General features: G+C 59.1%; 19 protein-coding genes and 4 tRNA genes. 14 read left to right on the forward strand and 9 right to left on the reverse strand.

Features of this window, described 5'->3' with window-relative positions:
- Positions 1-187 precede the first annotated feature (187 nt).
- The 5 genes from pilV (at position 188) to thiO (ending at position 3,500) form a co-directional block, all read left to right on the forward strand.
- Positions 188-673 (forward strand): type IV pilus modification protein PilV, encoded by a 486-nt coding sequence (gene pilV / locus ACDZ94_RS12125; protein WP_064450640.1) that lies wholly within the window; start codon positions 188-190, stop codon positions 671-673.
- Positions 670-1,377: a PilW family protein gene (locus ACDZ94_RS12130; protein ID WP_432750209.1), complete on the forward strand. Its 708-nt coding sequence runs from the start codon at positions 670-672 to the stop codon at positions 1,375-1,377. Before pilV ends, ACDZ94_RS12130 begins: the two co-directional genes overlap by 4 nt.
- A gap of 7 nt (positions 1,378-1,384) precedes the next feature.
- Positions 1,385-1,915, forward strand: coding sequence for a pilus assembly PilX family protein (locus tag ACDZ94_RS12135; protein WP_432750210.1), 531 nt, complete (start codon positions 1,385-1,387; stop codon positions 1,913-1,915).
- An 11-nt stretch (positions 1,916-1,926) separates the two neighbouring features.
- Complete coding sequence (locus ACDZ94_RS12140; RefSeq protein ID WP_064450643.1) at positions 1,927-2,328, forward strand: type IV pilin protein; 402 nt, start codon at positions 1,927-1,929, stop codon at positions 2,326-2,328.
- 62 nt (positions 2,329-2,390) lie between these two features.
- The gene (thiO, locus tag ACDZ94_RS12145; RefSeq protein WP_221293911.1) at positions 2,391-3,500 is read left to right on the forward strand and encodes a glycine oxidase ThiO; all 1,110 of its coding nucleotides are present in this window, start codon (positions 2,391-2,393) and stop codon (positions 3,498-3,500) included.
- On the opposite strand, the gene ACDZ94_RS12150 is transcribed toward thiO, so the two are convergent.
- Positions 3,487-3,720, reverse strand: a complete 234-nt coding sequence (locus tag ACDZ94_RS12150) for a PP0621 family protein (RefSeq protein WP_064450644.1) — start codon at positions 3,718-3,720, stop codon at positions 3,487-3,489. The two genes, thiO and ACDZ94_RS12150, sit on opposite strands and share 14 nt — an antisense overlap.
- Positions 3,721-3,845: 125 nt before the next feature.
- Entirely contained in the window at positions 3,846-4,871 is a 1,026-nt protein-coding gene (locus ACDZ94_RS12155) for an outer membrane protein assembly factor BamD (protein WP_128588599.1), read from the reverse strand.
- A gap of 149 nt (positions 4,872-5,020) precedes the next feature.
- Between ACDZ94_RS12155 and rluD the strand changes: the two genes are divergently transcribed.
- The 7 genes from rluD to ACDZ94_RS12190 all read left to right on the forward strand — a co-directional run bounded on the left by rluD (position 5,021) and on the right by ACDZ94_RS12190 (position 10,134).
- Positions 5,021-5,983 (forward strand): 23S rRNA pseudouridine(1911/1915/1917) synthase RluD, encoded by a 963-nt coding sequence (gene rluD / locus ACDZ94_RS12160; protein WP_053254302.1) that lies wholly within the window; start codon positions 5,021-5,023, stop codon positions 5,981-5,983.
- A complete protein-coding gene (pgeF, locus tag ACDZ94_RS12165; RefSeq protein ID WP_064450646.1) occupies positions 5,980-6,705 on the forward strand; it encodes a peptidoglycan editing factor PgeF in 726 nt (241 codons plus the stop codon). Before rluD ends, pgeF begins: the two co-directional genes overlap by 4 nt.
- Positions 6,706-6,852: 147 nt before the next feature.
- Positions 6,853-9,417, forward strand: coding sequence for an ATP-dependent chaperone ClpB (clpB, locus tag ACDZ94_RS12170; protein ID WP_053254304.1), 2,565 nt, complete (start codon positions 6,853-6,855; stop codon positions 9,415-9,417).
- A 303-nt stretch (positions 9,418-9,720) separates the two neighbouring features.
- Positions 9,721-9,796: transfer RNA gene (locus ACDZ94_RS12175), tRNA-Asn, on the forward strand.
- A 10-nt stretch (positions 9,797-9,806) separates the two neighbouring features.
- Positions 9,807-9,883: transfer RNA gene (locus tag ACDZ94_RS12180), tRNA-Pro, on the forward strand.
- Between the two features lie 5 nt (positions 9,884-9,888).
- Positions 9,889-9,964, forward strand: a tRNA-Lys gene (locus tag ACDZ94_RS12185).
- A 93-nt stretch (positions 9,965-10,057) separates the two neighbouring features.
- A tRNA-Pro gene (locus ACDZ94_RS12190) sits at positions 10,058-10,134 on the forward strand.
- Positions 10,135-10,311: 177 nt separating this feature from the next.
- Here the strand turns inward: ACDZ94_RS12190 and ACDZ94_RS12195 are convergent.
- The 3 genes from ACDZ94_RS12195 to ACDZ94_RS12205 all read right to left on the reverse strand — a co-directional run bounded on the left by ACDZ94_RS12195 (position 10,312) and on the right by ACDZ94_RS12205 (position 12,563).
- Positions 10,312-11,610 (reverse strand): NAD(P)/FAD-dependent oxidoreductase, encoded by a 1,299-nt coding sequence (locus ACDZ94_RS12195; RefSeq protein ID WP_064450647.1) that lies wholly within the window; start codon positions 11,608-11,610, stop codon positions 10,312-10,314.
- Positions 11,611-11,670: 60 nt separating this feature from the next.
- Positions 11,671-11,844, reverse strand: coding sequence for a DUF3094 family protein (locus tag ACDZ94_RS12200; protein ID WP_064450648.1), 174 nt, complete (start codon positions 11,842-11,844; stop codon positions 11,671-11,673).
- An 89-nt stretch (positions 11,845-11,933) separates the two neighbouring features.
- Positions 11,934-12,563: a DUF1780 domain-containing protein gene (locus ACDZ94_RS12205; protein ID WP_053254334.1), complete on the reverse strand. Its 630-nt coding sequence runs from the start codon at positions 12,561-12,563 to the stop codon at positions 11,934-11,936.
- A gap of 191 nt (positions 12,564-12,754) precedes the next feature.
- Between ACDZ94_RS12205 and ACDZ94_RS12210 the strand changes: the two genes are divergently transcribed.
- Together ACDZ94_RS12210 and ACDZ94_RS12215 are read left to right on the forward strand one after the other, a co-directional pair.
- Positions 12,755-13,444 carry an energy-coupling factor ABC transporter permease gene (locus tag ACDZ94_RS12210; RefSeq protein WP_064450649.1) on the forward strand — a complete coding sequence of 230 codons (690 nt, stop codon included), beginning with the start codon at positions 12,755-12,757 and terminating at the stop codon, positions 13,442-13,444.
- 64 nt (positions 13,445-13,508) lie between these two features.
- Positions 13,509-13,724 carry a hypothetical protein gene (locus tag ACDZ94_RS12215; protein WP_064450650.1) on the forward strand — a complete coding sequence of 72 codons (216 nt, stop codon included), beginning with the start codon at positions 13,509-13,511 and terminating at the stop codon, positions 13,722-13,724.
- Here the strand turns inward: ACDZ94_RS12215 and yacG are convergent.
- The 4 genes from yacG to ACDZ94_RS12235 are packed head-to-tail and all read right to left on the reverse strand — an operon-like array spanning position 13,721 to position 16,609.
- Positions 13,721-13,921, reverse strand: a complete 201-nt coding sequence (gene yacG, locus ACDZ94_RS12220; protein WP_064450651.1) for a DNA gyrase inhibitor YacG — start codon at positions 13,919-13,921, stop codon at positions 13,721-13,723. The two genes, ACDZ94_RS12215 and yacG, sit on opposite strands and share 4 nt — an antisense overlap.
- Entirely contained in the window at positions 13,918-14,541 is a 624-nt protein-coding gene (gene coaE / locus ACDZ94_RS12225; RefSeq protein ID WP_064450652.1) for a dephospho-CoA kinase, read from the reverse strand. Before coaE ends, yacG begins: the two co-directional genes overlap by 4 nt.
- Entirely contained in the window at positions 14,538-15,404 is an 867-nt protein-coding gene (locus tag ACDZ94_RS12230; protein WP_432750211.1) for a prepilin peptidase, read from the reverse strand. Before ACDZ94_RS12230 ends, coaE begins: the two co-directional genes overlap by 4 nt.
- The gene (locus ACDZ94_RS12235) at positions 15,401-16,609 is read right to left on the reverse strand and encodes a type II secretion system F family protein (RefSeq protein WP_432750212.1); all 1,209 of its coding nucleotides are present in this window, start codon (positions 16,607-16,609) and stop codon (positions 15,401-15,403) included. Before ACDZ94_RS12235 ends, ACDZ94_RS12230 begins: the two co-directional genes overlap by 4 nt.
- Between the last annotated feature and the right edge of the window lie 108 nt (positions 16,610-16,717).

Consider the following 16,717-nt stretch of genomic DNA (forward strand, 5'->3'; position numbering starts at 1 on the left):
CGTGTTCAGTCTTTCAGTTGACAGGTATAGGTATAGCCCCCGGCTCTTGGCGCTGAATGATGGCATTCATGTCCAAAGTATTTCCCTTTGTTCCGGGAGCAGCGCCAGCCAAAAACCGGCGCTAATCTTGGGCCGCACAGCAGCTGTTTTGCTGTTTTTTCAGCCTTCGACAGGGATGACGACGGTAATGCTTGTTCGCCCGAACACAAACGCTGCCCCCTTTTTGCGCAGGCACCAATCCGGCATGACGCTGATCGAGGTGCTGGTGGCGGTGCTGATTCTTGCGGTTGGCCTGCTCGGCGCCGCCGTGATCCAGCTCAATGCACTCAAGCACACCGACAGCTCCAGGATGATCAGCCAGGCCAGTTTCATTGCCTACGACATGCTGGACCGGGTCCGCGCCAACTCGGGCGCCGATTACTCATGGGGTCTGAGCGAAGGTGCACCCTCCAGTACAGTGACCTCCAGCGTACGCGACCTGGACCTGCATGATTTTGAAGCCAATATCATCGGGTTTGCCGGAGCGAGCGCAAAAGGCTCTGTCGTGGTCAGCGGCAGCGAGGTGACCGTCAGTATCAGTTGGGACGACGCCAGGGCAGCGAACAGCAGCGGCGCACGGGAAACGTTCATCCTCACCAGTCGCGCTGCCAGCGAGCCGGGGGTGGCGCAATGATTCGCTTGGCGCGGGGTTTCAGCTTGATGGAGCTGTTGCTGGCGCTGGCTGTCGGGTTGGTGCTGGTACTCGGGGTCAGTCAGGTTGTCATCAGCGCTCGATCCACCCACGCCAGCCAGCAGGCCGCCATGTTGCTGCAGGATGATGCACGGTTTGTGCTGGGCAAGATGATCCAGGATATTCGCCAGGCGGGCATGCTGGGCTGCCTGGCCACGGCCTATATCGATAACGCACCGCCAGCGTTTGATCGCCCCGTTGGCTGGAGTGCGGCGAGCAGCTCAAGGTCACTGACGCTGGTCACTGCCGATGCGGCAGGTGACGGCGGCAAGCCTGACTGGACGATACTGTCCGATTGCACCGGCACAGCCCAAGCCTATGCGGGCAGCTCACCACTGCCTGCGCCCGGGCAGACTCGATTTGCGATACGCCAGCTCACCTACACCTTTGAGGCGGGGCAGCTGAAGGTCAGTACGCCGGCAGCGCCGGCCAGGATTGTGTTGGTGGATAACGTACAGGCGTTCGACATCAGTTTTGGTGTAGCGGCCAAATCCGGCTCGACTCAAGTCGTGCGCTATGACGCCAGCCCGGCTGATGAATCGCTGATACGCAGTGTGCGCATTCAAATGACGCTTCGAGACCCGACCGGGCGAGTGAAGGATCAGGCTTACAGCGTCGTGGCGGCGCTGCGTAATCGGGTGGGGTAGGGCGATTATGTTGAGTTATCGCGGCTTTTATCGGCGGCAGACGGGCATGGTTCTAATGATCAGCCTGGTATTTCTATTGGTCTTGTCACTGATCGGCCTGGCCTCGATGCAAGGGGCCATGTCCCAGCAAAAGATCGCCAGCGGCGTCTGGCATCGAAATCAATCATTTCAAAGCGCTGAAAGCGGCTTGCGGCTGGGTGAGTCGGTCGTCCGGCACGCAGGTGCGATGCTGCCGTTGTGCCGGTCGATCAGCCGCTGTGTACCGCCGCAGGAGTCGTTTTCGGTGGTGGGCGCCGGGGAAAATCCTGTTTCAGCAGTCAGTTGGGTAGCCTTGAAGGGAGGGGTCTATGGCATTCAATCGCTGGGGGTGGGCGCAGGGCTGGTGGGTCTACCGCCTGAAACAGTCGCCGCTTTGTACCGAGTGACGGCGGTTGGGCTCAGCGGGCAATCGCGCACCGTTCTGGAGACGGTATATGCACGGGTAAACCAAGGAGGAGGCCCAGGATTTCGTCGGGTTTTATGGCGGCAACTTCAATAAGGAGCGTATCAATGGGCAAGGATTGCCAAGGTTTCACCCTGATCGAGTTACTGATCGCTGTAGCGATCATCGCGTTTCTGGCCGGTATCGCTTACCCCGGGTATACCGGCCATGTAAAAAAAGCCTATCGCGCAGAAGTCGTTGCGTTGTTGGCCGAGCAAGTCCACTACCTGGAACGCTTTTACACGCGTAACGGTACTTTTCTTGATGCAGGCAACGTCAGTGCGGGCAATGATCACTATAGAATCAGCGCTGCATTAAACCCTCAGGCATTCAGTCTGGTGGCCACGCCTGCCGTCGGCTCAATGATGGCGGGAGACCCTTGCGGTGCATTCAGCCTGACCAGCTCCGGTGTGCGCAGCAATCCGGGTGCGGCACCTGAAATGTCGCGCAAGGCGTGCTGGGGGCAATAATGAGAGTGCTGGATGATTGGGCGCCGGGTGCGCTTTTCCCTTTTTATCGGCTGGATCAAATGATGGCTAAGCAACAGAAAGTGGTGATTGTCGGGGGTGGAGTAATCGGGTTGTTGACGGCCTTCAACCTGGCCACCCAAGGGCAGGCAGTCGTGCTGCTGGAGCGCTCCGGGCTTGGCCAGGAATCTTCCTGGGCGGGCGGCGGCATCGTTTCACCGCTTTATCCATGGCGCTACAGCCCGGCAGTCACCGCTCTGGCCCACTGGTCCCAGGATTTTTATCCACAACTGGCGCAGCGCTTATTCGCCGCTACGGGTGTTGATCCAGAGGTTCACACCACGGGCTTGTACTGGCTGGACCTGGAGGATGAAGCCGAAGCACTGGCCTGGGCTGCCCGAGAAGGTCGTCCGCTGAGCAAAGTGGATGTGTCTGCCGCCCATGATGCTGTGCCGGTGCTCGGTGGTGGTTACTCCCAGGCGGTCTATATGGCGGATGTGGCCAATGTGCGCAACCCGCGCCTGGTCAAATCCCTCAAGGCGGCGTTATTGGCGCTACCCGGCGTGACCGTTCATGAGCAGTGCGAAGTGCACGGGTTTGTTCTTGAAGGTGACGACGTAGTGGGTGTGAATACGGCCGCCGGGCAGATTCTTGGCGATCAGGTGGTGCTGGCCGCCGGTGCCTGGAGCGGGGAGTTGCTGGGCAAGTTGGGCTTGTCGCTACCCGTGGAGCCGGTCAAGGGGCAAATGATTTTGTACAAATGTGCGTCGGATTTCTTGTCGAGCATGGTCCTGGCCAAAGGACGCTACGCAATACCGCGGCGTGATGGGCACATTCTGATCGGCAGTACGTTGGAGCATGAGGGGTTCGATAAAACCCCGACCGAGTCTGCGCTGGAAAGCCTCAAGGCTTCGGCTGTGGAATTGATTCCCGCGTTGGCGGACGCCGAGGTCGTGGGTCACTGGGCCGGTTTGCGTCCCGGGTCGCCGGAAGGTATCCCTTACATCGGCGAGGTTCCGGGTTTCAAAGGGCTATGGCTCAATTGCGGGCATTACCGCAATGGGCTGGTACTCGCGCCAGCCTCCTGCCAGTTGTTCGCGGACCTGCTGCTGGGGCGCGCACCGATCATTGATCCGGCGCCTTATGCGCCAGCAGGTCGGATCAACGCTGGATAGACTTTGGCCCTTGTTCCAGGTGCGCTTGGGTGCAGTACCACGCTTGGCGTGAACTGAGCGCGCGATCCTGCGGCAGATGCACGCCGCAGTGGGCACAGCGCACCATCAAGGCGGCGTCAGGCTCGGCGGAGCGTTGCTGTTTAGCCGCCGGGCTTTTGAATTTGCGCCAGAACCATACCGCGGCAGCAATGACGGCAATCCAGAACAGTAGACGAACCATGATGTGCAGTTTCTCGACAGGGAATGCGCCAGTTTAGCCAAGCGCATGGCAAGCGCACAGCGCAATAATGCTTGCCCACAAAAAAGGGAGCCCAATGGGCTCCCTTTTTGTATCGCGTCGACCTGTCAGTCGAAGATACCGAAGGTCATGTAGCTGAACCACGAACGATCTTCGTTGTTGCCAAGGGCCTGTGGCGCTTCTTCTTCGATCACGTCGCCGTTTGCGTCATGCGGCTTGAGGTCCGAAGGAATGGCTTCCTTGGCATCCTGGAACTGCTTCATCACGTCCTGGTTGGCGCGGGTTTCGCCCGGCGGCAACGGTGGACGGGACTCGATGAGGCCCAAGGTGTACTTGCTCAGCCACGAACGGTTGTCCACTTCGGCAACCTGAGGCACGAACTGACCGTCCTTGAGGCTTGGGTGGTCCGGGTAGTTGAGCTTAAGGGTTTCCAGGCTGGTGGCCGCCAGGGCGTCCAGGTGCAGGCGCTGGTAAGCCTCGGTCATCACGGCCAGGCCGTCACCCACGGATGGGGTTTCCTGGAAGTTCTCCACTACATAGCGGCCACGGTTGGCGGCAGCTACATACGCCTGACGGGTCAGGTAGTAATGGGCAACGTGAATTTCGTAGGAAGCCAGCAGGTTGCGCAGGTAGATCATGCGCTGCTTGGCGTCCGGCGCGTAGCGGCTGTTGGGGAAGCGGCTGGTCAGCTGGGCGAACTCGTTGTAGGAGTCGCGGGCAGCTCCCGGGTCACGCTTGGTCATGTCCAGCGGCAGGAAGCGCGCCAGCAGGCCAACGTCCTGGTCGAACGAGGTCAGGCCCTTCATGTAGTAGGCGTAGTCCACGTTCGGGTGCTGCGGGTGCAGACGGATAAAACGCTCGGCAGCAGACTTGGCAGCCTCCGGCTCGGCGTTCTTGTAGTTGGCGTAGATCAGCTCAAGCTGGGCCTGGTCGGCATAGCGCCCGAACGGATAGCGCGACTCCAGGGCCTTCAGCTTGGCTGTGGCGCTGGTGTAGCTATTATTGTCCAAGTCTTTTTGAGCTAATTGATACAGCTCGACTTCGCTCAGGTTTTCGTCGACGACTTCCTTTGTTGACGAGCAAGCAGCAGTCATGGCGAGGATGGCGATCAGCAGCAGGTGTTTCACTTGCATGGCGGCTTGCGTCCCTATGACGGCCGCTGTCTTGGGCGGGGCCGTCCTGTTATGATGAGCGCCCCGTTGAAAGCATCGGGGCAAAAGACGCCGTATTTAACCACAAGCGCGCAGCCGAAACCAAAGGCTGTGCCACGCCTAGTCTGAGCATGTCCGATAAAATTGAACTTCGCGCAGAGGTGCCGTCCGAATTGGGCGGCCAACGCCTCGATCAAGTCGCCGCACAATTATTCGCTGAGCACTCGCGCTCGCGCCTTTCCGCCTGGATCAAAGACGGCCGCCTGACTGTGGATGGAGCGGTTATCCGCCCGCGAGACATAGTCCATGGCGGTGCGATTCTTGAGCTGACTGCCGAGCAGGAAGCCCAGGGAGAATGGGTCGCTCAGGACATCGAGCTGGACATCGTCTATGAAGATGACGACATCCTGGTCATCAACAAACCTGCAGGCCTGGTGGTTCACCCGGCAGCCGGGCACGCTGATGGCACCTTGCTCAATGCCTTGTTGCACCACGTGCCGGACATCATCAATGTCCCGCGCTGCGGCATCGTGCACCGCCTGGATAAGGACACCACCGGCTTGATGGTGGTGGCCAAGACTATCCAGGCCCAGACGCAGCTGGTCACACAATTGCAGAGCCGCAGCGTCAGCCGAATCTACGAGTGCATCGTGATCGGCGTGGTGGTGGCGGGTGGCAAGATCAACGCCCCCATCGGCCGTCACGGCCAGCAGCGCCAGCGTATGGCGGTGATGGAAGGTGGCAAGCAGGCCGTCAGCCACTACCGTGTGCTGGAGCGTTTCCGGTCCCATACTCACGTGCGGGTCAAGCTGGAAACCGGTCGTACGCACCAGATTCGCGTGCACATGGCGCACATTAATTTCCCGTTGGTCGGAGATCCGGCCTACGGTGGTCGCTTCCGTATTCCGCCGGCGGCCAGTGTGACCATGGTTGAATCGCTGAAATCCTTCCCGCGCCAGGCCTTGCACGCACGCTTCCTGGAGCTGGATCATCCGACGAGTGGTAAGCGGATGAGCTGGGAATCGCCTCTGCCGGACGATCTGGTCTGGTTGTTGTCGCTGCTCAAGCAGGATCGTGAGGCGTTTATCGGATGAGTGACTGGCTGATTCCTGACTGGCCTGCGCCGGCTCAGGTTAAAGCCTGCGTCACTACCCGTGCGGGCGGCGTCAGCTTGGCGCCGTTCGACAGCCTTAATCTGGGTGATCATGTCGAGGACAGCCTTGAGGCTGTTCTTGAAAACCGTCGCCGTCTTACCGACGCATTCCACATTCAGCCTGCCTGGCTGCGCCAAGTCCACGGGATAGCCGTGGTTGAGGCTGACCCATCGCGCATCGCAGAGGCCGATGGCAGTTGGACCAGCACGCCGGGTATCGCCTGCACATCCATGACCGCCGATTGTTTGCCCGTGTTGTTCTGCAACCGAGCCGGCACGCGTGTGGCCGCCGCTCATGCGGGTTGGCGTGGCTTGGCGGCGGGTGTGCTCGAAGCCGCCTTCGAAAGCCTGGCGGCTGAACCCGGCGAAGTGTTGGTCTGGCTGGGCCCTGCCATCGGCCCGCAGGCCTTTGAAGTCGGCCCGGAAGTGCGTGAAGCTTTTATGCAGCAACTGCCGGTCACTGCCGAAGCCTTTGTTCCAAGCCACAATCCCGGCAAGTACATGGCTGACATCTACCAACTGGCGCGCCTGCGCCTGGCCGCACGCGGTGTCACGGCTGTGTATGGCGGCGGTTTTTGCACCGTGACCGACCCCCGCTTCTTTTCTTACCGGCGCAGCCCTCGCACCGGTCGGTTTGCCTCCCTGATCTGGCTTGAGCGCTAGACTCTCCTGATCCGGGTCATTGCTGATCCATATCAAACATTGCTCGCTTGAATCCGCCAGAATCCACCCCATCTATAAGGGTATCTGGCAGGTTTCTTCATTCAGGATGTGTTTACAGCTCCGGCCTGCTCAAAAGGAATGTGACTAATGCGTATTGATCGTTTAACCAGCAAATTGCAGTTGGCCTTATCGGATTCCCAATCCTTGGCGGTGGGCCTCGACCACCCGGCCATCGAGCCTGCGCACTTGATGCAGGCGCTCCTTGAACAGCAAGGTGGTTCTATCAAGCCCTTGCTGATGCAGGTGGGCTTTGACATCAACAGCCTGCGCAAGGAGTTGAGCAAAGAGCTCGACCAACTGCCGAAAATCCAAAATCCTACCGGCGACGTGAACATGTCGCAGGACTTGGCGCGCCTGCTCAACCAGGCTGATCGCCTGGCCCAGCAGAAAGGTGATCAGTTCATCTCCAGCGAACTGGTGCTGCTCGCCGCAATGGACGACAACAGTAAGCTCGGCAAATTGTTGCTGGGGCAGGGCGTGAGCAAGAAAGCCCTGGAAAACGCCATCAATAATCTGCGTGGCGGCGAGGCAGTCAATGACCCCAATCATGAAGAGTCGCGCCAGGCTCTGGACAAATACACCGTCGACCTGACCAAGCGCGCCGAAGAAGGCAAGCTTGACCCGGTGATCGGCCGTGACGACGAAATTCGGCGCACCATCCAGGTGCTGCAACGTCGTACCAAGAACAACCCGGTGCTGATCGGCGAACCTGGTGTGGGTAAAACCGCTATTGCTGAGGGCCTGGCCCAGCGCATCATTAATGGTGAGGTGCCGGACGGCCTGAAAGGCAAGCGCCTGCTGTCCCTGGACATGGGATCGTTGATCGCCGGTGCCAAGTTCCGTGGCGAGTTCGAAGAGCGCCTGAAATCCTTGCTGAACGAGCTGTCGAAGCAGGAAGGGCAGATCATTCTGTTTATCGACGAACTGCACACCATGGTCGGCGCCGGTAAAGGCGAAGGTTCAATGGACGCCGGTAACATGCTCAAGCCGGCCTTGGCGCGCGGCGAGTTGCACTGCGTTGGCGCAACCACGCTCAACGAGTACCGCCAATACATTGAGAAGGACGCGGCACTTGAGCGTCGCTTCCAGAAAGTGCTGGTGGAAGAACCGAGCGAAGAAGACACCATCGCCATCCTGCGTGGCCTCAAAGAACGCTATGAGGTCCACCATAAGGTGGCGATTACTGACGGCGCGATCATTGCGGCGGCCAAGTTGAGCCATCGCTATATCACCGATCGCCAGTTACCGGACAAGGCTATCGACCTCATCGACGAAGCGGCCAGCCGTATTCGCATGGAGATTGACTCCAAGCCGGAAGTGCTCGACCGCCTTGATCGTCGCCTGATTCAACTGAAAGTCGAATCCCAGGCGCTTAAGAAGGAAGAGGACGAGGCAGCGAAAAAACGCCTGGAGAAACTTCAGGAAGAAATCGTCCGTCTGGAGCGCGAGTATTCGGATCTCGAGGAAATCTGGACCTCGGAAAAAGCCGAAGTGCAGGGTTCTGCGCAGATCCAGCAAAAGATCGAGCAGTCCCGTCAGGAGCTGGAAGCCGCACGCCGTAAAGGCGACCTGAACCGCATGGCCGAATTGCAGTACGGGGTGATCCCGGATCTGGAACGCAGCCTGCAGATGGTCGACCAGCATGGCAAGAGCGAGAACCAGTTGCTGCGCAGCAAGGTGACCGAGGAAGAAATTGCCGAAGTGGTCTCCAAGTGGACCGGCATTCCCGTGTCGAAAATGCTTGAAGGCGAGCGCGACAAGTTACTGAAGATGGAAAGCCTGTTGCACCAGCGCGTCATCGGGCAGGAAGAGGCGGTGGTAGCGGTGTCCAACGCGGTACGACGTTCCCGTGCCGGCTTGTCCGACCCGAACCGTCCGAGCGGCTCGTTCATGTTCCTCGGCCCGACCGGCGTGGGTAAGACCGAGCTGTGCAAAGCCTTGGCCGAGTTTCTCTTCGATACTGAAGAGGCCATGGTGCGGATCGATATGTCCGAGTTCATGGAGAAACATTCGGTGGCTCGCCTGATAGGCGCACCACCAGGCTACGTGGGCTACGAGGAGGGCGGTTACCTGACCGAGGCTGTGCGGCGCAAGCCTTACTCGGTGATCCTGCTGGACGAGGTCGAGAAGGCCCACCCGGATGTGTTCAACATCCTCTTGCAGGTGTTGGAAGATGGCCGTCTGACGGACAGTCACGGGCGTACCGTGGACTTCCGCAATACGGTGATCGTGATGACCTCCAACCTGGGCTCGGCGCAGATCCAGGAATTGGTGGGGGATCGTGAAGGCCAGCGTGCGGCCGTGATGGATGCGCTGACCTCGCACTTCCGTCCGGAATTTATCAACCGGGTGGATGAAGTGGTGATCTTCGAGCCTCTGGCGCGGGATCAGATCGCGGGCATCACCGAGATCCAGTTGGGTCGTCTGCGTAGTCGCCTGGCCGAGCGTGAGCTTGACCTGGAACTGAGCAGCGAGGCGTTGGACAAGCTGATCGCGGTCGGTTACGACCCGGTGTATGGCGCACGGCCACTTAAACGTGCGATCCAGCGCTGGATCGAAAACCCACTGGCACAGTTGATCCTCTCGGGCAGCTTCATGCCAGGCACCCGCGTGACGGCCACGGTGGAAAACGACGAAATCGTCTTCCACTAAGCCCGGCCTGTAGGGTTATTAGAGACGGCCTCGCATTGCGGGGCCTTTTTTTTCGATAGGGCGTTGAACTGTAAGGCAAAGGCTTGTAAAGTGCGCCCCGCAGCAACGTCAGCCCACGGGTTTCTTCTCCCCAAGGAGAAATCAGAAAGAAGCGCAAATCATTGTCTTAAAAGCAATTTAAAGGGTTGACAGGGGTTTTTAAGATTGTAGAATAGCGCGCCTCAGAGACATGAACGTAGCGATACGGACAAGCCGAAGAGAAGGTTACAAAGTAGTAAAAGTTGTAAATTTGAAATATGTAGTTCCGTGATAGCTCAGTCGGTAGAGCAAATGACTGTTAATCATTGGGTCCCAGGTTCGAGTCCTGGTCACGGAGCCAATTTCAAAACCGGGGTATAGCGCAGTCCGGTAGCGCGCCTGCTTTGGGAGCAGGATGTCAGGAGTTCGAATCCCCTTACCCCGACCATTTTTGGGTCGTTAGCTCAGTTGGTAGAGCAGTTGGCTTTTAACCAATTGGTCGTAGGTTCGAATCCCACACGACCCACCATTTTTGAGACCAGTTAACGCTGGAATCGAATCTTAAGATCAGAGGCCAAAAGCGCTGATCGAAGAAGGCGACTGAAAGGTCGCCTTTTTTTTCCGGGGTATAGCGCAGTCCGGTAGCGCGCCTGCTTTGGGAGCAGGATGTCAGGAGTTCGAATCCCCTTACCCCGACCATATTAAAAATCCTCTTATCGAAAGATACGGGGATTTTTTTTGTCTGCTGAAAAGCTAAGGCAGCACGCAAAAAAATGTGGGAGCGGGCTTGCCTGCGATGGCGTCTTATCAGCTTGTATATCTTGTGCTGATCTACTGCCATCGCGGGCAAGCCCGCTCCCACACTGCTGCGTGTTATTAGTGCAATTTGAGCCTAGGCTCAGTCCCGCGCCCAATCTTGCTGCCCAGCATCAGCATCGCCGTGCGGAAAAAACCGTACAGCGCGACTTGGTGCATGCGGTACAGCGACACATAGAACATCCGCGCCAGCCAACCCTCGAGCATCACACTGCCGGTCAGGTTGCCCATCAAGTTACCCACAGCCGAGAATCTCGACAGCGAGATCAGCGAGCCGTAGTCGGTGTACTTGTAGGACGGCAGGTCCTTGCCGTCGATTCGCAATTTCAGCGATTTGGCCAGCAATGACGCCTGCTGGTGAGCCGCCTGAGCGCGTGGTGGCACATTACGGTCGGTGCCCGTTTGTGGGCAGGCAGCGCAGTCCCCGAAGGCGAAGATGTTTTCGTCGCGGGTGGTCTGCAGTGTCGGCAACACCTGCAATTGGTTGATGCGATTGGTTTCCAGCCCATCAATGTCCTTGAGGAAGGCCGGGGCGCGAATGCCGGCAGCCCACACCTTCAAGCTGGCAGGAATGACCTGGCCGCTGCTGGTGATCAAGGCATCGGCCGTCACTTCGCTGACCGCCGAGTTGGTCAATACCGTCACCCCGAGTTTCTCCAGGGTTTTATGCACAGGGCCGCCAATCCGCTCGGGCAGCGCAGGCAATACCCGCGGGCCGGCTTCGATGAGGGTGATGTGCATGTTTTCCGGTTTGATCCGGTCCAGGCCATAGGCCGCCAGTTCGTGAGCGGCATTGTGCAGTTCAGCGGCGAGTTCCACGCCCGTTGCTCCGGCGCCAACGATAGCAACGCTGATTTTCTCTTCCACATCGGTCTGGCCGGCGTGGGCGCGCAGATAGTGGTTGAGCAACTGCTGGTGGAACCGCTCGGCCTGTTTGCGGGTGTCGAGGAACAGGCAGTGCTGCGCTGCGCCCTCGGTGCCGAAATCGTTGGTGGTGCTACCGACCGCGATCACCAGGCTGTCATAGCCCAGTACGCGCGCGGGCACCAACTCACGGCCTTCTTCATCAAGGGTGGCGGCCAGCTGGATTTTCTTCTGTTCACGGTCAAGGCCGCTCATGCGCCCCAGTTGGAACTCGAAGTGGTTCCATTTGGCCTGGGCGACATAATTGAGTTCGTCTTCCGAAGAGTTCAGCGAACCGGCAGCCACCTCGTGCAGCAGGGGCTTCCAGATATGGGTCAGGTTAGTGTCCACCAGCGTGACGCTGGCGGTGCCGCGCTTGCCCAGAGTCTTACCCAGTCGGGTAGCCAACTCCAGGCCGCCGGCGCCGCCGCCGACGATAATAATACGATGGGTCATGGGGATATCTCGCAAGGCTAAAAGAAATCGGAGCAGTTACCCTCGCGAGCGCCAGGCAGCTCATAGCGTCAGGTAACTCAAAAGGCGGCTCAGCAGACCAAGGCCGATCACCGCCACCAGCACCACACCAAGGAGCAGCCAAGGCCGGAAAGGCTTGCGCTCGACTCGGTTTTGGGAGAGTTGCAGGTACTCTTCGACATGCTGTTGGTCATCGGGGTTCAGGCGGCTGGTCATAAAGGCCTCGTCAGGTAGACGTTGCAAAAGGGCGCCACGTTACAGTCAGGGGATTGGCGGTCTCGCCACAAGCGTAGCCTGTGCCCGCGTCACAGGCTGATGCCTACGTCGAATACTATGCTGCGCCCCAGGTTGTTGCGCAAGAAGTCCGGTGCGTCCGGGTGGGCGAACAGCACGCGGGCAAAGGTGGGGCCTACCAGTGACAGCGAGCGCCAACCCTGGCGCAGGTATTCGGTGGGCGGCGGGAAATGGCTGTTGAGGTCCAGCACTTCACGTTTGAGGCTGGTGAAGGCAATGAGATCCAGCTCGCCCAGGTCCATCCCGCGTTCCTTATAGTTATGGGCTTTTTTGCGCAGCGTCGGCGCCAGGCGCAGCAAGAACTCATGGGCGGGGATTCGGCGCGGCTTGGCCTCGCGACGCACCAGTTGGCTCAGGGAAAACGCACTGCGTCGGCGCAGCAACTCATCGCGCCATTCGTCGTTCAGGCGGCGGCCCTCATCCAGCACGAAAAACACCTCGAAGCTGGCGTCGCGAAACAACACGTCAGGCGGCTCTTGCCCCGCGGGGTGAAATTCCTCGGCGCGGTAGGGCACATTCAAGCCTTGCAGCAGGCGCTGGCAGACCCAACGCTCACGCTCCCATTTGCGGGCATTGGACAGGAACGCGTTGGCTTGTTCGGCCGCTACGGTGAGCAGGCGCAGATAATCTGAGTCATCCATATTTGCAGCTTAGCGTTCAAATGATGACCACAGGAAGTCTTGCTTTAAAACAGCGGTGTAGACTGGCTACTCGACCGTTATGCCGAGCAGGGAGAGTGTGCTGTGAAGTTTTTTGCGGTGTTGTTGCTAAGTCTGTTGCCCGTTTTGGCCCAGGCCGCCGAACTGCATGAGGCACTGGAGCAGGTGAAGCCGTGATCAGCGCCGCCGTACTGGCGCCGGAAACCCTTGGCATCGGCTGGCTTTTGTACGCGCCGCTGGTGATGTGGGCGATTTTGCGATCGCCGTGGGTTGAGCTGTTTGCAGACCGCAGGCGCCAGCATCTGCTGTTTGGTACGGTGTTCGCGTTGTTCATGTTGTGGCTGGTGCGCCGGGATTTCGATACGGGTGTTTCCTACCACTTTATCGGCATGACCGCTGTGACCCTGCTACTCGACTGGCCTTTGGCAATCGTCGGTGGGTTAGCGGCTCAGTTGGGGTTGGTATTGCTGGGGCGCCAGGACTTGGCCGCCGTGGGTATTAACGGCCTGCTGTTGATCGTGTTGCCGGTGCTGGTCACGGAAGGCTGTGCATGGCTGGTAGAGCGTGCGCAGCCACGCAACCCCTTCGTCTATATCTTCTGCTCCGGCTTTTTTGCCGCCGCGCTGTCGGCACTGCTCTGCCTGTTGGCCGCATTGGGTCTGCTGTGGTTCGACGGCCGTTTTGCAATGCCGGAATGGCTGGAAGACTTCGTCGGTTACCTGTGGCTGATCATTTTCCCCGAAGCGTTTATCAACGGTATGGTCATTAGTGCCCTGGTGGTGTTTTGCCCTGAGTGGCTGGAGACATTCAATCGCACGCGCTACCTCTCGGCACCGTGGAAGGACGACGATTCGCGGCGTTGACCCAGATCAAATCCCATGCAGGCGCACAGGCTCATTCTTTGCAAAATTTCCGGGAGCAACGATTATGAGTGTGTACGAGTGGGCACGGCAGGAATTGCGCAGAAGCCAGGACGCAGCACAGGAAGTCGGTTTTGACCCCGGCTTGACCCTACGCGCCATGCTCAGCGCGGTGGTGCAGCAGAGCAAGGGCGTACGCAGTTTTGAAGACTTGGCCGACGAGCTGCAATACCTTGCAGAGAATCTCGACGACCAGCAGGAATATGCCTTTATGCGGCCTTAATGGCGCAGCGGCAGATCTTCGGAGAACAGTTCGTCCTCTGCATCCGGGCTGACCGGAATCTTGTGTTCTTCCGACGCCCAGGCACCGAGGTCGATAAGTTTGCAACGGTCCGAGCAGAACGGCCGGTTGGGGTTGGTCGCTGTCCATTCTACGGGGGCACCGCAGGTTGGGCATTCGACGGTCAGGGGTTGGCTCATGATCGGCCTCCACGCAAAGTAAGGTAAAAGTGGTGCAGTCGCTCGACCTCGCTGTGCAGCCAGGCGAGGTCCTGGTCATTGACCAGCACGTCATCGGCATGGTTCAGGCGGTCTTCGCGGCTGGACTGGGCCTTGAGGATCGCCTGCACCTGATGTTCGCTGATGCCGTCGCGCTGCAGGGTACGCTGAATCTGCAGTGATTGCGGCACGTCTATCACCAGGATGCGCTGGGTCATGCTGTACTGGCCGGACTCGATCAGCAGCGGCGACACCAGAATCGCGTAAGGCGAACGCGCGCGCGCCAGATGGCTGCGAATCTCCTCGCCAATCAACGGGTGCAGCAAGGCTTCCAGCCAGCGGCGCTCCTCAGGTGATTCAAAGATCAGCTTACGCAACGCGGCGCGGTCGAGTTGGCCGTCGGGCAGAAGCACGCCGGCACCGAAATGCTCGGCGATCCGCGCCAGTGCCGGCCGGCCGGGCTCGACCACCCAGCGGGCGGCATGGTCGGCGTCGACCGAATCAATGCCCAGGTCGATAAAGTGCTGGGCGGCTGCGCTTTTGCCGCTGCCGATACCGCCAGTAAGGCCAAGAATCCAGGGTGTTGCGACAGAAGTGGTCATCTGAAACCGACAGACTGCAAATAGAAGTCGGTTATTTGACCACCCCAGAGCAATGCAATCCAGCCGGCAATTGCCAGGCACGGGCCAAACGGCATCGGTATCGAAGCCTGGGACCTGCGCAAGCGCATCAGGATCAAGCCGGCGAGCACGCCTAGCAGCGATGAGATCAGTAGCGTCATCGGCAGAATCTGCCAACCACCCCAGGCACCGAGCAGGGCCAATAACTTGAAGTCGCCATAGCCCATGCCGTCCTTGCCGGTGATCAGCTTGAACAGCCAGAACACCGTCCACAGGCTCATATAGCCTATGACTGCGCCCCACAGCGCATTGGGCAGCGTCGTCAACACGTCGAAGCTATTGAGGATCAGCCCGAGCCATAGCAGCGGCAACACCAGAACGTCCGGCAACAGTTGATGATCCACGTCGATCAGGCTCATGGCCAGCAACCCCCAGCTCAACACCATCACCGCGCCAGCTTGCCAGCCGAAACCAAAATGCCAGGCAACCATAGCTGAGCCCAGCGCGCAGGCCAGTTCGGTGATGGGGTAGCGGCTACTGATAGGTTCACGACAATGGGCGCAACGGCCCCTGAGTATCAGGTAGCTGAGCAGCGGGATATTTTCCCAGGGACGAATCGGCTGGTCGCAATGCGGGCAGCAGGAGTTGGGGTGTATCAGGTTGTAAGTGGGGTTCGCGCGATCGGCAGGCAAGCCCAGCACTTCCTGGGCTTGGGCACGCCATTCGCGCTCGAGCATCTTTGGCAGACGCCACACCAGCACGTTGATGAAGCTGCCGACGATCAGGCCCAGAGCGAGCGCCATCCCGATAAAGACCCATGGCTGTTCGCTGGGCAGCAGGCTCAAAATGCCGACCCCAGCTGGAAGACCGGCAGGTACATGGCGATCACCAATGCACCGACAATGCCCCCCAATATCACCATGATGAGCGGCTCCATCAGGCTGGTGAGGTTGTCGACCAGATTCTCCACGTCGGCCTCAAAATGTTGGGCAACTTTTTCCAGCATGCGGTCCAGGGTGCCCGATTCTTCACCGATCGCTGTCATCTGGATCGCCATGCCGGGGAACAGGCCGCTTTGCGCCATGGAGTGATTCAACTGCATGCCTGTGGATACGTCTTGACGCATCTGTTCGATCGCCTTTTTGAACAAGCCATTGCCTGTCGCACCCGCCACGGAGTCCAGGGCCTGCACCAACGGCACGCCCGCTGCAAAAGTCGTTGAAAGTGTACGGGCGTAGCGGGCAACGGCGGATTTTCTTAGCAGTGTGCCTGCCAGGGGCACCTTCAACAAACCGCTATCGAGGCCGTGACGAAAACCGGGGGAAGCCCGATAAGCCTGGCGCAGCCCGGCAATGGTAGCGCCCAGGCCCAGCGCGACCATCCACCAGGCGTGTTGCAGGAATTCGGACAGGGCAATGACCTTCAAGGTAAAGCCTGGCAGCTCGCCGTCGACCCCGCTAAAAAGGCTCTGAAACTGCGGTACCACGTGGATGAGCAGGATTGCACTGACCACGCAGGCGACCACGATGACTGCGCAGGGGTAGGTCATGGCCTTTTTGATTCGCGCCTTGAGCTGCTGGCTTTTTTCCAGGTGTACCGCCACCCGCTCCAGCAAGGTTTCCAGGGCACCGGCCTGTTCACCCGCAGCGATCAGGTTGCAATACAGTTCATCGAAGTAGCGCGGTTGTTTGCGCAGTGCTGCCGCCAGGTTGTTCCCGGCGGCGATCTCCTGTTTCAAGCCCTTTATCAGCTCGCGCATCTGTCGGTGTTCGAAGCCTTCGCTGATGATGTCGAAGGCTTGCAGCAGCGGTATGCCGGCCTTCAGCAATGTCGCCAGCTGGCGGGTGAACAGGGCAATATCTGCCGGTTTTATTGGCGGCGCAAAGCTTGGCAGGTGCAAGGTTTTTTTACGCACGCGGCCGGGGCAGATTCCTTGCTGGCGCAGTTGCGCCTTGATCAGCGCAAGGTTATGGCCAGCGGTTTGCCCTGAGACCCTGCGCCCTTTGCGGTTGATGCCTTCCCAGGCGTAGATCGTTGCAGCTTCATTCATGTCATGTGTCCGCACACCGGTAGTCGTAGATTTACAGCTTAGTCAGGTGATGGATTCCGGCAGGTCGGCAGTGAAGGATAAAATGTCAGAATGTGCGTCTTGTGCGCG

The organism is Pseudomonas sp. UBT (assembly GCF_050915955.1).
In the GTDB taxonomy this organism is placed as follows: domain Bacteria; phylum Pseudomonadota; class Gammaproteobacteria; order Pseudomonadales; family Pseudomonadaceae; genus Aquipseudomonas; species Aquipseudomonas antarctica_A.

Bases quoted from the DNA above. Each gene is read 5' to 3' on its own strand.
- pilV (WP_064450640.1), top strand. From the start codon at position 188: ATGCTTGTTCGCCCGAACACAAACGCTGCCCCCTTTTTGCGCAGGCAC.
- ACDZ94_RS12130 (WP_432750209.1), top strand. From the start codon at position 670: ATGATTCGCTTGGCGCGGGGTTTCAGCTTGATGGAGCTGTTGCTGGCG.
- ACDZ94_RS12135 (WP_432750210.1), top strand. From the start codon at position 1,385: ATGTTGAGTTATCGCGGCTTTTATCGGCGGCAGACGGGCATGGTTCTA.
- ACDZ94_RS12140 (WP_064450643.1), top strand. From the start codon at position 1,927: ATGGGCAAGGATTGCCAAGGTTTCACCCTGATCGAGTTACTGATCGCT.
- thiO (WP_221293911.1), top strand. From the start codon at position 2,391: ATGGCTAAGCAACAGAAAGTGGTGATTGTCGGGGGTGGAGTAATCGGG.
- ACDZ94_RS12150 (WP_064450644.1), bottom strand. From the start codon at position 3,720: ATGGTTCGTCTACTGTTCTGGATTGCCGTCATTGCTGCCGCGGTATGG.
- ACDZ94_RS12155 (WP_128588599.1), bottom strand. From the start codon at position 4,871: ATGCAAGTGAAACACCTGCTGCTGATCGCCATCCTCGCCATGACTGCT.
- rluD (WP_053254302.1), top strand. From the start codon at position 5,021: ATGTCCGATAAAATTGAACTTCGCGCAGAGGTGCCGTCCGAATTGGGC.
- pgeF (WP_064450646.1), top strand. From the start codon at position 5,980: ATGAGTGACTGGCTGATTCCTGACTGGCCTGCGCCGGCTCAGGTTAAA.
- clpB (WP_053254304.1), top strand. From the start codon at position 6,853: ATGCGTATTGATCGTTTAACCAGCAAATTGCAGTTGGCCTTATCGGAT.
- ACDZ94_RS12195 (WP_064450647.1), bottom strand. From the start codon at position 11,610: ATGACCCATCGTATTATTATCGTCGGCGGCGGCGCCGGCGGCCTGGAG.
- ACDZ94_RS12200 (WP_064450648.1), bottom strand. From the start codon at position 11,844: ATGACCAGCCGCCTGAACCCCGATGACCAACAGCATGTCGAAGAGTAC.
- ACDZ94_RS12205 (WP_053254334.1), bottom strand. From the start codon at position 12,563: ATGGATGACTCAGATTATCTGCGCCTGCTCACCGTAGCGGCCGAACAA.
- ACDZ94_RS12215 (WP_064450650.1), top strand. From the start codon at position 13,509: ATGAGTGTGTACGAGTGGGCACGGCAGGAATTGCGCAGAAGCCAGGAC.
- yacG (WP_064450651.1), bottom strand. From the start codon at position 13,921: ATGAGCCAACCCCTGACCGTCGAATGCCCAACCTGCGGTGCCCCCGTA.
- coaE (WP_064450652.1), bottom strand. From the start codon at position 14,541: ATGACCACTTCTGTCGCAACACCCTGGATTCTTGGCCTTACTGGCGGT.
- ACDZ94_RS12235 (WP_432750212.1), bottom strand. From the start codon at position 16,609: ATGAATGAAGCTGCAACGATCTACGCCTGGGAAGGCATCAACCGCAAA.